The sequence below is a fragment of the Calyptranema fuscum S582 genome (assembly GCF_055793305.1).
The window spans coordinates 138,926-152,986 of the sequence record NZ_JBSLYH010000014.1 but is presented as its reverse complement, the minus strand read 5'-3'; the positions used below and the strand labels follow the sequence as shown (position 1 = coordinate 152,986).

At 49.1% G+C, this 14,061-nt stretch carries 13 protein-coding genes; 10 read left to right on the top strand and 3 right to left on the bottom strand.

Annotated features, from left to right (window positions below):
- Positions 1 to 101: 101 nt before the first annotated feature.
- A complete protein-coding gene (locus tag ACR6Z4_RS12060; RefSeq protein ID WP_479717518.1) occupies positions 102 to 509 on the bottom strand; it encodes a hypothetical protein in 408 nt (135 codons plus the stop codon).
- Positions 510 to 563: 54 nt separating this feature from the next.
- On the bottom strand, positions 564 to 2,018 hold the full coding sequence (locus ACR6Z4_RS12055) for an S-layer homology domain-containing protein (RefSeq protein ID WP_479717517.1): 1,455 nt from the start codon (positions 2,016 to 2,018) through the stop codon (positions 564 to 566).
- 334 nt (positions 2,019 to 2,352) lie between these two features.
- On the opposite strand from ACR6Z4_RS12055, the gene ACR6Z4_RS12050 reads away from it, so the two are divergent.
- Positions 2,353 to 3,363: a tetratricopeptide repeat protein gene (locus ACR6Z4_RS12050; protein ID WP_479717516.1), complete on the top strand. Its 1,011-nt coding sequence runs from the start codon at positions 2,353 to 2,355 to the stop codon at positions 3,361 to 3,363.
- Positions 3,364 to 3,574: 211 nt separating this feature from the next.
- On the opposite strand, the gene ACR6Z4_RS12045 is transcribed toward ACR6Z4_RS12050, so the two are convergent.
- Positions 3,575 to 6,136 carry a sigma 54-interacting transcriptional regulator gene (locus tag ACR6Z4_RS12045; RefSeq protein ID WP_479717515.1) on the bottom strand — a complete coding sequence of 854 codons (2,562 nt, stop codon included), beginning with the start codon at positions 6,134 to 6,136 and terminating at the stop codon, positions 3,575 to 3,577.
- A 301-nt stretch (positions 6,137 to 6,437) separates the two neighbouring features.
- On the opposite strand from ACR6Z4_RS12045, the gene ACR6Z4_RS12040 reads away from it, so the two are divergent.
- The 9 genes from ACR6Z4_RS12040 to ACR6Z4_RS12000 all read left to right on the top strand — a co-directional run bounded on the left by ACR6Z4_RS12040 (position 6,438) and on the right by ACR6Z4_RS12000 (position 14,017).
- On the top strand, positions 6,438 to 6,644 hold the full coding sequence (locus ACR6Z4_RS12040; protein WP_479717514.1) for a hypothetical protein: 207 nt from the start codon (positions 6,438 to 6,440) through the stop codon (positions 6,642 to 6,644).
- A 593-nt stretch (positions 6,645 to 7,237) separates the two neighbouring features.
- Complete coding sequence (locus ACR6Z4_RS12035; RefSeq protein WP_479717513.1) at positions 7,238 to 7,774, top strand: phycobiliprotein lyase; 537 nt, start codon at positions 7,238 to 7,240, stop codon at positions 7,772 to 7,774.
- Between the two features lie 885 nt (positions 7,775 to 8,659).
- Positions 8,660 to 9,178, top strand: a complete 519-nt coding sequence (locus tag ACR6Z4_RS12030; RefSeq protein WP_479717512.1) for a phycocyanin subunit beta — start codon at positions 8,660 to 8,662, stop codon at positions 9,176 to 9,178.
- Positions 9,179 to 9,289: 111 nt separating this feature from the next.
- Positions 9,290 to 9,778 carry a phycocyanin subunit alpha gene (gene cpcA / locus ACR6Z4_RS12025; RefSeq protein WP_479717511.1) on the top strand — a complete coding sequence of 163 codons (489 nt, stop codon included), beginning with the start codon at positions 9,290 to 9,292 and terminating at the stop codon, positions 9,776 to 9,778.
- A gap of 152 nt (positions 9,779 to 9,930) precedes the next feature.
- Positions 9,931 to 10,746, top strand: coding sequence for a phycobilisome rod-core linker polypeptide (locus ACR6Z4_RS12020; protein WP_479717510.1), 816 nt, complete (start codon positions 9,931 to 9,933; stop codon positions 10,744 to 10,746).
- Positions 10,747 to 10,863: 117 nt separating this feature from the next.
- On the top strand, positions 10,864 to 11,721 hold the full coding sequence (locus ACR6Z4_RS12015) for a phycobilisome rod-core linker polypeptide (protein WP_479717509.1): 858 nt from the start codon (positions 10,864 to 10,866) through the stop codon (positions 11,719 to 11,721).
- A 100-nt stretch (positions 11,722 to 11,821) separates the two neighbouring features.
- Complete coding sequence (locus ACR6Z4_RS12010; RefSeq protein ID WP_479717508.1) at positions 11,822 to 12,025, top strand: phycobilisome linker polypeptide; 204 nt, start codon at positions 11,822 to 11,824, stop codon at positions 12,023 to 12,025.
- A gap of 7 nt (positions 12,026 to 12,032) precedes the next feature.
- A complete protein-coding gene (locus ACR6Z4_RS12005) occupies positions 12,033 to 12,881 on the top strand; it encodes a HEAT repeat domain-containing protein (RefSeq protein ID WP_479717507.1) in 849 nt (282 codons plus the stop codon).
- A 314-nt stretch (positions 12,882 to 13,195) separates the two neighbouring features.
- Complete coding sequence (locus ACR6Z4_RS12000; RefSeq protein WP_479717506.1) at positions 13,196 to 14,017, top strand: HEAT repeat domain-containing protein; 822 nt, start codon at positions 13,196 to 13,198, stop codon at positions 14,015 to 14,017.
- The last annotated feature ends 44 nt before the right edge of the window (positions 14,018 to 14,061 follow it).

Here is a 14,061-nt window from a genome sequence, read left to right as displayed (position 1 = left end):
AGATGATGGTTGCGAGGCACGCTTCTGGCTGCGCAGCACTCTAGGGATAGAGCAATTTTGCGTCGCGCACGCGCGACGCAAAATTGCTCACCATAGTTCTGTTAATTGAGTTGATTTGCCTGTTCAATGCGATGTTTGGCTTGCTGCTCAAACCAGGTAATCACCTGTGTCAGATTTAAGTCTTCGATCGCGATACCGTTGGTCTGTGCCATCTGTGCCAATGGTTTCAACGATGAGATCACCAACTGACTGAAAAAGCCTTTAAACCCCTGATCAAACCCTGCTTCGGGCTTCAAAGTGGGGTCTTGTCCAATCCACTGGCTAATTTGTTCCGGAGTTAAAGCGGCGATCGCCACACCATTTTGGGCTGAAATTTGCTTCAGCGATCGCAATGCATAAATTGCTACCCGTGTCGAAAAGCGATCGCGAGCGGTCAACATCGCGGCATCGACTTCAGCCGATTCTTCGGGAGTAAGAAATTGGTCAGGTGCTTGAGATAAATCAGTCATAGTTGGAAATCATAGCGCTTTGCGCCTGGATAGATTTTTGGCACTGCCAAACGATTAGGGGCTAGTAGGGGTGTCTTTCAACACCTGTTCTGCCGAAATGCCTTCGCCTTGATAGCCAAAGTACCAGAGCGTTGCCGCAGCTTCAGCACGGGTGACTTCTTTTTTCGGCTGGAACAGAGTGGTAAACCCAAAGGCACGACGGATATTGGCAAGATCGCCGTTCTGGTAATCTGCCAGGATGGGACGCAGGGCACTGGGGTCAATGCGGCTGGCATCCTGAAAACCCCAGGTTTCCTGAACCGCTTGAACTGTGGCAGTGGGCAAGGTCTGACGCACATCCAGCGGCGTTTTCCAACGGATCAAGTCTTCTCTTGTCAGGGGTGCATCCGGGCGAAAATTGACAGTGGTCGATGCTCCAGAGAGGGGGCTGGGAATCAACCCCGCTTCGGCTAACCCCTGGATGGCACCAAAGTCGGGGTCTGTGCGAGGGACATCCTGAAATGCCGATTGATCACTGGAAACCCCTAGCCGTATTTTGTTCGCAGGGCGATCGCTATAGAGACGATTATTAGTTGCCACCAGCCAGCGGGCATAGTCGCGTCGGGTAATAGATTGATTGGGCTTGAATAGATCGGCAGAAGTTGTCGTGCTATTCGCCGTAGCGTTGAGGCTGAGTACCCCCAATTTTGCTAAATCGTTAATGTAGGTCTGCAACTCATCTGGAGCTTGATTGATATCGCTAAACTGTTGAGCCGTTTCAGCTGAAGGAGTGGGCGAGGGAGAAGGAGACGACTGGGTTGCCCCAGGAGCCTGTGCCCACCAATCGACCAGCGGTGAGGCAGACGGACTGGGCGCGGGATTAGCAGCCGTTCCCTCAACGGTGCGGCGATAACTCAGGCTAAACTCTGTCCCCCCACTCGTTGGAGCTGAATCCGTGGTTGAAGTGGCAGGAATTTCAACCGCCAGTTGTAAGCCATTGCGGTCTGCCAGGATGGGTTGGGTAGCGGTAGGAGAATCGGTTGAAGTGGGCGATCGCTGAAGTTGCCACCCATTTTGCTGAAGCTGACGTTGGTAAAACTGAGTCACCTGAGTAGCGCTATCGCTGGTCGTCCATACGGTCTGCTCACTGGCGGCTGTCGGGGATGGATTCCCATCCGGGGGTGAGGGAGTCCGGCTGGGTGACGGGGTGCTGGCGGGGGAGGAAGAACTGCTGGGGGAGGGACTGCTGGGGGATGCCGTTGCCTCAGGTGATGGCGCAGCCGTGCTAACTGAAACCAGTTGGGCATTGGGATAGAGAGGGATTTCGCTGGGAAAATCAGCAGGCAGTTCTGACGTAGACGTGCTGCTATCGGTTTGCCGACCAAATACCAGCGGACTCTCTGCCAGAGTGGGATCCGGGGCAAGCGATCGCTGAACCGCATTTCCCAACGGACTATTGGCACAACTGCTCAACGACAGCAGCCCAACCACGACACAGCTCTTTAAAAGCAAAAAACGTTTCAACGACACGACCACTTCCTACCCCAACACCAATTCCAATCCCTACGCTAGCGTAAATCATCCCCCAATCACCAACGGCTTGTGCTGATGCGGGATACGTGAGCGCTTTGCGCTAGATACATAACGGTGTTGTGTGAGAGCCGCGCTCTGCGCGGCTCTCACACAACCTTTGTCCTGATCAACCCCCCGACGGCTATAGATATGGCGCGAGAGATATGGTGCGAGTGTTTGACAACTTGTCTGTTGACGGGATCAAAAGTTCTGTTTACGGTGAAGGCAGAGATTATTCCTCTGTTGCGTTGCCGTTGCTCCAGCCCATCCCCCGTCATCCCCTAATTAAGTTATGCGCCGTTTCTATAACCTGATGTTTAGCTGTTGTGTTGGGGCACTTTCGGTTTCAGTCCACCAACTTAAACGTTTTGCAGAAGGTTGGGGGCACAGCCCCCAACCTCCCAGGGTGCAAAATTTAGTAGTGGCATTACTCGTTTGTGTGTTTTGTTGGCTGCAATTGCCTGCCCAAGCCGCAGAGATACAACCCGATGCAGAGAATCCTGTGAATTATTTTCGGGCAGGGGTCACGGCATTTCAAACCGCAGACTATGCTGATGCGATTGAACAATTTTCCGTCGCGATTCAACTCGATCCCAATTCCAGTGCTGCCTATGGCGATCGCTGTCTGACCTATCTTGAATTAGCACACTATCAACAGGCGATCGCAGACTGTGGCACGGCGTTAGAGTTGAAACCCAATTATGCTGAAGCGTACCTAAATCGTGGGTTGGCACTATACCGAGACGGTCAGTATGAGGCGGCGATCGCAGACTATAGCGCTCTTTTACAAATCAAGCCCCATGATCCACGAGCCTATTACAATCGCGGGTTGGCACGGGTTGAGCAAGCGGCATACCGAGAAGCCCTGGTGGATTATGGAGAAGCCCTGCGGCAAGTTTCACCCTTAGATCAAGCTGCCATTGCCCTGATTCATAATGATCGGGGAATTGTGCATGGATTGCTAGACCAACCCCAGGCGGCGATCGCCGATTTTACCCAGGCTATTCAAGCCAATCCCCAGGATGTTCGCGCTTTGTTTAATCGCGGCTGTGCCTATCATCACCAGGGCAACTTGATGGCGGCGCTGGATGACTTCACCCAGGTTACGGTACTGGATGCCCAGTATGCCGAAGCCTATCTCAATGCTGGACTGATTCATCAAGTATTGGGCGACCCTGTAACCGCGATCGCAGAACTCCAACAGGCTGCCGCGTCTTTCCAATCTCAGGGCTTGCTGTTGCCCTATCAACAAACCATGGGATTGTTAGAAAAAATGCGTTCAACCAGTTTAGCGTTGGGCTAATACTAATTCTCTAAATTCGGTTTACCAATCCTCGTAGGGGCGTACGGCTGTACGCCCCTACTATTGTTTGAAACCCGTTCCAGGTTTAGGATGGCGCGGCTTCGCCGCGCTAAGGATCGTGGATTGAATAAAACCGAAGATTTATGTTTGGAAGCGCGGCTCCGCCGCGCTTCCAAACATAAACGTCCGGGTTTTAATTAAGTTGCGATCCTTAATAGCCCACCACAATCTTCCAGACCAGGGTGCCGATGGCGAATGCTGCCAGGTGTTGGGGCAACAGACTCCAAAAGGGTTGGCGGGCAATTTTTTGAGTAAGAAAAACGCTAATCCAGAAAGAAACAATCAATGTCATTGCCTGGAGAAATGCAATCACTGCCGGATGGGCGATCGCCAATGGTAGTCCAATGCCGCTATAGCCAAAGGTAGCAACGGTCACGGGAATAATCCGTCCTGCTTCATTCAAACTTAATCGCAAGTAATGTGCCAGATTTGCTCCTAAAACCAGCGGCAAATAACCATACGCCAATTCAACAAACGAGCAGGATTTGATGGCGGGATTGATCCAGCGAATCACTTGATGTGCCATCAGTGCGATCGCCCCTGGAATCAACAATGCCAGCACCGATACGGCAGCATGAATGCCAAATCCTTGAGAAAGAAAATCGGCTCCTAGCCCCAGCCCCAACTCCTGCCCTAACAGGATTGAAATTTCTGGCAAGCGGTGCAAAAACACGGCTCCAAATAAAAGAAATAACAAACAGACTTCATAATAGGTCGCTTTATGGGTTGTCCATAATTCAATTCCGGGTGGACGTAAATTCAACTCTACCGAGCGATGGGGGCACGCCTTCAAACAGGTCATACACAGCACACAATCACGATTGTCTTCTAATTGTGCCGGATGGGAATAAACCGGACATCCTCCTGTTTCCATGCCTTCTCCCTTTTGCGGTCCGCCTTTATAGCATTGATAGGTAGTGCAGGTTGCCGAACAAATTCCTTGCTGTGCCCGCAGTTCAATCATCGATAATTTGGCAAACATCCCATTCATGCCACCAATGGGGCAGAGGTAGCGACACCAAAATCGCCGTTCAAACAAGAGTGAAAAGATCACTGCTCCCGCTGTAATTAACAGCAGCAAACAGCCGGATAAATAGGCAGTATTTTCTAAATTCCACAATTCTTCCCATAGCAAAATCAAAACAAACATGCCAAACAAAAACCACCCGCCAATGCGATCGGCAGCTTGTCGGGGCCAGGGAAGCAGTTTGCGTGGAAAGATGGTAAGGGATAGTTTTTGTGCCAGTTCGCCATAAATCATAAAGGGGCAAAAGGCACACCAGAGCCGACCGACAAAGGGGAAGCTAATTAAAATCAGCGGCCACCACCATGCCCAAAATAGATTGAGGGCAAAATTGGTATCGCGGGTTTGAGGTCCCATTAATAAAATAGCGACGACCACGGCAAACACACCCAACGTAAAGCCATAGTTGATCCGATCGGGATACCACGGGCTGCGAAGAAATTGACGCAATCGAGGATAAGCATTGAGTAAATTGAAGCGAAATCGTCGCCCTTTACTATTGGCTGCCCAAAAGACTTCTTCAGTCAGCACAGGTGCGCCATTGGATTGAGCGATCGCCCGTTGTACCAGATTTTCTAACTCTGATAAATTGCCCGGAAAGTCATATCCTTGCAACCGACGAATGGCTTCAGGTGAAACCATGGGTTGAGCTAAGCCTCTGGCGCGACAGTAAAGGCTAATGTAATACTTCACCTGGGCTTGAATGTCTGCTTTGATCACCCGCAGAGGAGGCACTTTGATTAAATGCTTCACCAATCCCTTGCGCTCAATATCCGGCAAGGTGCGCTCTGATGTCATGATGATGCGGGCTTCAGAATGCTTGGCGTCAGGAGCAGGTTCTCCTTCACGGCTGACCGGGACATATTCACCTGTTTCAAGCAATCGAAGCAATTGGGTTTTGAGGTTGTCCGGCAAGTCCTGGACATTGTTGAGCATCAGTGTGCCTTCACCCAGCCAATCTAATAAACCAACTTTGCCGCCGACGCGCCCAAACAAGTCAGCCCCACTGGGTTGTAACGTATCGCAGTTGAGTTTGATCAGGGGTTGTTTGCGCAGCTCCGAGCCAAAATGAATCAGGGCTGCAATATTATCTTTGCCCAGCCCCGGTTCACCAAAAATCAGCACCGACTGGCGATCGCTCGTTGCTTTTTTAATATCCTGTCGCAAGCGCACGGCATAACGGCTGGCTCCGACAACGCCCTGCTTAACCTTGGGTACGATATACGGTCGCAATGCTGTTTGTCGTTCTTGCTCAAATGCCAGTTTTGACGTGACTTCTTCCAGTGCCGCTGCTAATTGACGAGAAAACGCCCGGTTAATTTCGGGATACCGTTCGACTAACTCGGTAAAGGTTACACGTGGAATCGTCCACAACACACAATCGGATAAGGTAATGGTGGTTTGCTCGGCAGGCTGATCCAACAACATTTCCTTGACGTATAACACCGACCCTGGCAATCGGCTGATTGCCCTTGCCAAGCTATTAGGACTGGTGCGATAACTCTCAAGTCGTCCCGACCGAAGAATATAAAGCGCAGACGGTGATGTATCTTCTAACACCAGTCGTCGATTGGCTTGCACCGTTTCGATTTGAATCTGTTGGGCGATCGCCTCTAATACTTCATCGGAAAGAATTTCCAGTGAGGTATTTTGTCGTAACCATTGCACCCGTTCTGCGAGATCACTCATTGTGTTAGCTCTCCTCTCTCATCCCTAACTTTAGGCAGTGTTTTGATGTTTGAGTCTTAAGTTTTGAGAGAATTGCGACTTTCGAAAGAAATTGGATGGCGGCTAACCCCCAGAAAAGTCATTCTTTAGGGCATAGTTTCCTGATTGAGAGACCGATATAGTGGAAGCATCTGGTATAGCAGATTGGCGCGATTGTCCATGATTGAAGCTGTAACTTTTACAGAACTCAATAGTTGACCTGGCAAAATCAACAAGGGCAATGGCTTGCCCCATGTTTCCAGATACACACTAGGAGAATGTTATGTCTGATATACCCATTGGCGGTCAAATGCTCTGGAAATTGGAAGGAGAAGAACGGGTCTTATTCTTGCGACACAATGATTTAGAGCCGTGGCGTTCTTACGAAGAATTTCCTCAATATTGCCTTCCTGATCCTGACGGATTTTCGAAAGGCATTGCGACCTTTCTGGCACTGTTGAAGAAAAATTGGACAGCAACTAAATCCTAGAGCGTGCTTTAAAACTCACTAATAGCGTCGTTTTTTCGGGCGCTTCGCGCCCGAAAAAACAACTTTCAAAACAAACCCTGGAGACAGGGCAATCTCAAATGGGTTGTGAGACACGCCCCTCGCAACCCGCGTCTCTTACACCTGATTTAGGAGCGTGGATTTAAAACCCGATTTTTTTTGAGAAAACGACGGCTTTGCCGCCGCTCTCTCAAAAAAAATTACAGGTTAATCAATACTGTGATCCTTAGGGCGACTACAAGACTAGTGTTGCAAACACGAAATTTTGCAACATGGGGGTTTGGGGGCTGCGCCCCCAAGAGGAGGTAAAACCCCCTCCACCCCCTCTCAAACTTTTAAGTTGGTGTACTAGAAACATCAGTTGTGGATACGGCTGGAACTCGGTCTTCATTCGTTTTTTTGAGATGCAGCATTTGAAAACTGTTATCTCAATGTATCCAAGACAACCTCAGGCTCGGCTTGCTCGGGTTAGCATTAAGAAATGTTAAAAGTTGTAGACAATTTGGTATTCCTTTTGTTTGCAGCCCTTTTCTCCAGGCCTCCTAACGCGATCACATCTAACCTGATAATCTCTTATGACCCTTTCACCTCAATCGCTTCAGCTTTCGCTTACGGCTTTGGTACGAACCTATTTTCAGCAATCACAAGGAACCTGGCGATCGCAACGTCGCTATTACACCCTCAACGATGGCGAAACGCAGGAAGTTGAGAGCGTGTTGACGATTCAGTTTTTAGAACAAGGCAGTGACGATCTGCGCCAGCTTGCTCGGTTACACGAATTGACCGACGAAACGATGCTAACTTGCGGTGTTTTGACCACCTGGGAAAGCAACTATATCAGCCCCAGTCCCCGACAGGTCAAAGGCTCAACACTATTTGGTGCGAACGGAAACAGCCTTTACCGCGATCGCGGGTTTTCCACGAATAAACCCATCATTGCCCAATTTTCCATGCCAGACGAACGGACGATGAGTTTACGAACCGAATACAGTGGCAATGTGTTTGAAGAAGAAGTCAAGCTGATTGGCAGCCAATACCGCACCCGTCAGACCATTATTTCTCGTGCCGGTGAAGAGCAAATGATTGGGCAATATCTGGAAACGCGAATCTAAAAACCATGCCTGTTCATTGAACAAATCCCCGATGTTTTCCTGAACATCGGGGATTTTAGGTGAGAGGGCATTATCTGAAACGCTCACAGCGTGAGCGTTTCAGATAATGACTACCCCAGCTGCTGATTTTAGGGATGAGTATTGGATGTGAACCCTTGGGTTCACATCCAATACTCACTCCGCGCAGCCCTGAACACAATTCCATCCTCCTGGGTGACAAGCTTATATATACCCAGGTAATAGGGCAGCGAGTAGTTTTCCTCCGTAAAAACGCTATCTGCCTAATCAGATGAGAGGTTTCTGAGTGCGGCAAATGGGGAGTTATATGTACGCGATAACGGCGTTTCTATATGCATCAGAGGCCAAGAAGGGCGATCGCCCTTATCTAGCCGTCCGATCCTGAGACCAGGCGATCGCCCTAACTTCCCTTGCGCTGAAAGGGTTTCAGCGGTTTAAAGCCCGCGCAATCCGCCGAATAAGCCGTCAAAATTGTTGCGAAACATGAAGAAATAAAAACTTGTGAAAACTTGAACCGAATAGGATTCTATTCGTTTTAGTATAAAAGGGGCTCAGAGAAGTATAGACAGCAGATGTCAGATGAATCAGCTTTGTTCTCTGGATATTCATCTGATTCTCATTTTTTCCCAGAGCGCTCTCATAATCTTATGAAAGCATTCTCCGGAGAATATGAGTGTTCGCTAAGTTACTGAAATACTTAGCGGATGATGCTCTAGAGACTCGCAAAGGTTGATGATTTATCTGTCTTTGTGCGTACTTCCTAGTTCCGCTCTTGTGGGTTTAAGTTGCCCATGCCTGAATTTCTGAACTTGTTCGGTCATGGAGTCAATCTTCCACTTTATAAACACGATTTAGGAGATCAAATCAATGCTAGACGCGTATACCAGGGTTGTTTCCCAGGCTGATGCCCGTGGAGAGTTTGTCGGTGATGCTCAAATCGATGCTCTGAGTGCAATGGTCAGAGATGGAATGAAGCGCACCGATGTTGTTAACCGGATCACCGGTAATGCATCTGCTATCGTTGCTAATGCTGCTCGTAGCCTGTTTGCTGAACAACCCCAGTTGATCGCTCCTGGTGGTAATGCTTACACCAACCGTCGTATGGCTGCTTGCCTGCGCGACATGGAAATCATCTTGCGTTACGTGACCTACGCTGTGTTCACTGGCGATGCTAGCGTTCTGGAAGATCGTTGCCTCAATGGTCTACGCGAAACCTACTTGGCACTGGGCGTTCCTGGTGGTTCTGTAGCAGCTGGCGTTGCCAAAATGAAAGATGCTGCTATTGCGATCGCTAACGATCGCGCTGGTATCACCCAAGGTGATTGCAGTGCTCTGATTGCTGAAGTTGCAAGCTACTTCGATCGCGCTGCTGCTGCTGTCGGCTAAATTATTTCAGGATTCATGAGTCATCGGTTTCAACACGCAACAAATGACTGATGAAGCCTTTAATCTCAACGAAAATCTTTGCAAAATAATTGATAGGGAGATATCAAACTGATGAAAACGCAATTAACTGAAGCAGTAGCAGCTGCTGATTCCCAAGGTCGTTTCCTGAGCAACGCTGAAATCCAAGTTGCTTTCGGTCGTCTCCGTCTAGCTAGCGCTGACCTAGATGCAGCTAAGGCTTTGGCTTCTCGCTCCAAGCAGTTGGCTGAAGGCGCAGCAAGCGCTGTGTATCAGAAGTTTCCTTACACCACTTCTATGTCTGGAAACAACTACGCTTCTGACCAACGCGGCAAAGACAAGTGCGTTCGTGACATCGGTTACTACCTCCGCATGGTTCAGTACTGTCTGATTGCTGGTGGTACCGGTCCTATGGATGAGTACCTGATTGCTGGCTTGGCTGAAATCAACAGCACGTTTGAACTGTCTCCCAGCTGGTATGTTGAAGCCCTGAAGTACATCAAGGCTAACCACGGTCTGAGCGGCGACCCTGCATTGGAAGCTAATTCCTACATCGACTACGCTATCAACGCCCTGAGCTAGAGCGTGTCTTGGCCCGGGAAGGTGATCGGCTATGCCCCTTGATTGGAGAGTAGTTGATTACCTTGCCGGGCAATTTTATTAATTGACACCAATAAAAACAAGATTGGCCAATAAAGCAGTCCATTAACAAATTGATGTAGGGGAAAGCAAAGATGGCTGGTGTAAAGGAAGCTGGGCGGCTCGGAATCAGCGCATTTAGTGAGACGGAGCCGGTTGAATTACGCCCAAATTGGATCGCCGAAGATGTAGATGCTGTTATTCGAGCTGCCTATCGGCAAGTTCTGGGTAACGAGCACATCATGCAGAGTGAGCGTCTGACCAGTTCAGAGTCGCTCTTGCGTCAAGGTAAAATTACAGTTCGTGACTTTGTGCGGGCATTAGCTCAGTCCGAATTGTATCGAAATAAATTTTTCTACCCAAATTTTCAAGTACGCTTCATTGAGCTTAGTTATAAGCATCTGTTGGGTCGTGCTCCTTACGATCAACTGGAGATTAGTTCTCATCTAGATTTGTATGAGAGCAAAGGCTACGAAGCAGAAATCAATTCTTACATTGATTCACCAGAATATCAACAAAGCTTTGGTGAAAACGTAGTTCCTTACTACCGAGATTTGGTTACAACCGGAGTCGGACAGAAAACTCTTGGTTTTACCCGCATGTTCCAACTGTATCGGGGCTATGCCAACAGCAGTCGGGCTCAGTCTCAAACAAAGCCACGATTGACGTGGGATCTTGCTAGAAACTTAGCATCTCCGATTTCACCTCCCAGCACAGGTGCCTTGAGTGGTTCTGTGGGCGGTGCTCGTGGGGATGTTTACCGGGTACGGGTTGTACAAGCAGCTTCTCCACGTGCAGCAGTGGTTCGTCGGAGCTCAACGGAACTTCTCGTGTCTTACGATCAGTTGTCAAATAAATTGCAGCAACTGAACCGAGCAGGTAGTAAGGTCGTAAGTATCCAGCCTGTGTAAGCAGAGAATGAAGATGCCGTGATCGAAGATGCCATCGGGACATGATTTCTGGGGTCGATCTCGGTTCTTCTCACTTCATTTCAAATACACTGACTCAAGCTAAAGGAGAATATTTCGGTGCCTATTACAGCGCAAGCATCCCGTTTGGGAACCTCGGCGTTTAGTGATGCTGCTCCGGTTGAACTGCGTCCAAATTCATCTCAGGATAGCGTTACAGCCGTTATTCGTGCGGCTTATCGGCAATTATTGGGAAATGCTCATTTGATGGCATCTGAGCGTCTGGTGATTCCAGAGTCGCTGTTGCGGGACGGCAAGATTACCGTCAAAGAGTTTGTCCGTCAAGTTGTCAAATCAGATTTGTACAAGGCAAGGTTCTTTCAAGATACCTTCCACAGCCGTTTTACAGAGCTGAATTGCAAGCACTTGTTGGGTCGCGCACCCTATGATCAAGCAGAGATCCGGTATCACATGGATCTTTATGAGACCAAGGGCTACGATGCAGACGTTGATTCGTATATCGACTCCGCAGAGTATGACTCTAAGTTTGGCGAAAACATCGTTCCTTACTACCACGAGTTGGTAACAACGGGTGTCGGTCAACGGACGGTTGGCTTTGCTCGGTTGTTCTCTCTGTATCGTGGGTATGCCACCAGCAGCAGCTCCAGCTTGCAAGGAAACTATCCTGCTCTGGTTACTGATGTGGCTCGGGGTACAGCTTCAACGATTGTTGCTCCGGGTACCAGCTATACTCGCCCGTCGTTGCAGGGTGTGGCTGTTAACAGTGCCTTTGGTGGTTCTACTGCGTTTGGTTCGGGTCGTATGTTCCGAGTTGAAGTAGCAGCGATCGCCGGTCCAGGTTACCCCAACGTTCGTCGTTCTAATAAGGCTGTGATTATTCCTTATGAAGAGCTAACGAACCACATGCAACGGGTTCAGCGTCAAGGTGGCAAGATTGCCAGCGTGACTCCACTCTAGATTCGGTGATGAACCCAGAACTAAATTGTTTTAGTTTGGTTCTGGGATTTGATCTTAACAACCCTTTTGTTCAACAACATTTGGAGCTAAGAAACGCGATATGTTGGGTAGTCGGTATTTTTGCTACGAAGTTGTCGGTCTACGTCAAAACGATGAGACGGATCGGATGAATCATCCCATTCGCTCTAGCAGCAGTGTCTTCATTACCGTGCCGTATAGCCGCATGAATGAAGAAATGCAGCGGATTACTCGCATGGGTGGTCAGATTGTGAATATCACTCCGTCTGGAGCCACTCAGGAGTAAAGCCTCCATGCAATCTGATTTTGCGGAGACTGATTATGAGTCACCGGTAGATTCGTCTGCTGGTGATGCACCGTCTTTGACGGTTGAACAAGCGATCGCTAATTTACGTGGGTCTGATGCGGGGCTTCGATACTACGCAGCCTGGTGGCTGGGGCGGTTTCGTATCAATTCTCCGGATGCGATCGCGGCTTTAATTGAAAGTTTGTTAGATGAGTCGGATCGAACCGCAGAGGGGGGATATCCCTTGCGGCGCAATTCGGCGCGAGCGTTAGGCAAATTAGGCGATCGACAGGCTGTTCCTGCCTTGATTCATTGCTTGAAGTGCGATGATTTCTATGTGCGAGAGGCGGCTGTTCAGTCGCTAGGTCTGTTAGGCGATCCGGCTAGCGTTCCGGCGTTGATGACGCTGCTAGACGGGGGCTTAAAGGCGGCTCAACCGATTCCGGGCAAGATCCGCATGGCTCAGCCCTACGATGCCATTTTGGAAGCTTTGGGTGCCCTTCAGGCAATCGTGGCGATTCCGCTAGTCGAACCGTTTTTAGACCATCCTGTTGAACTGATTCAATATTCAGCAGCACGCGCCATGTATGAGCTGACAAAGCAGCCAGTCTATGGTGAGATGTTGGTCAAAGCATTGTCGGGTGAAAAGCTGACCCTACGTCGCGCTGTGCTAGCCGATTTAGGAGCCATCGGCTATTTGCCTGCTGCGGATGCGATCGCCCAAACCCTTGCCGAAAACAGCCTCAAGCTGATTTCTCTCAAAGGCTTGCTAGAAAAACAAGTACATCAAACGGTTCCTCCCTCTCTATCTGTCGATGCAATTCAGGTGATGCGATTGATGGATGAGCTATTGTAAAGATCGAGGATTGAATAAATCCCAATTTTTGTTTAATAGAGTGGCGGCAGAGTCGCTCTCTCAAACAAGCTCGCAGCTCCATTAATTTGTCATCATTAGGATTGTGAATTAAATAAACTCGATAATTTTTTGTCAGCGAGGCATCGCCTCGCTGACAAAAATGATTTTTCTGATAGCTTTTTATTGTGTACGTTTTATTTGTGCAATAAAAAGTCACCTGATGGGTACCACTACCTATGCGCGATAGTCGAGAATGTAGATAGAGAGTAATCTTTAATCTTCAATCTTAAAGCCGTTTCTCATTCTTCTCACCCATGTCTGATACCCTATTCTCTCTCATTCGTGCTGTAGAACAGGCAGAATCATCTGGGCAAATGATTGATGCCGTGCGAGACTTAGCTGCAACGCGTCTCAAAGGAGCCATTCCTACCCTGATTTCAGCGCTAGGCTACAATAATCCGGGAGCTGCTGTTGCCGCAGTGGATGGCTTAGTAAGTATTGGCGAACCTGCTGTGGCGTCGTTGTTAGAACAGCTGGATAGTCATAACTACACGGCTCGATCTTGGGCAATCCGGGCGTTAGCGGGCATTGGTGATCCTAGAGGGTTGATTACGCTATTGGGGGCAGCAACGGCTGATTTTTCCCTCAGTGTGCGTCGGGCAGCCGCCAGAGGCTTGGGTGCCATGAAGTGGCATTGGTTTCCTGAACATCTTCTGGAAATTGCCCAGGAAGAAGCTCTAGAAGCCTTGCTGTTTGTAGCACAGCAAGATGAAGAATGGGTCGTGCGCTACTCAGCTGTGGTTGGGTTGCAATCGCTGGCGACTGAAATTGCAGGAACCTATCCGGAATGGCGATCGCAAATTCAGACAGTATTTGAGCAGATTGCCAACACCGATAGCAGTTGGGCAGTTCGTGCTCGGGTCTGGATGGCACAGCAGCAGATTCAAGTCGAGGTGACGATGCCGCTGTCTGCTGATGTGGAGCAGCCTTCCCCGCTGTCAGCAACCGATTGGCAGATGATTTTAGATAAACTATACGAACGCAAGGGCGAAGAACGGCTTGTGTTTGCAGAAGGTGATCCGCGTCGATATCGGGACTTAGCCGTTGAGATTTTTGAAAAAGCTGGGAATCCTTAGACTCGTGGATTTAATAAAATCCGATTCCAGTTGAGAGAGCGACG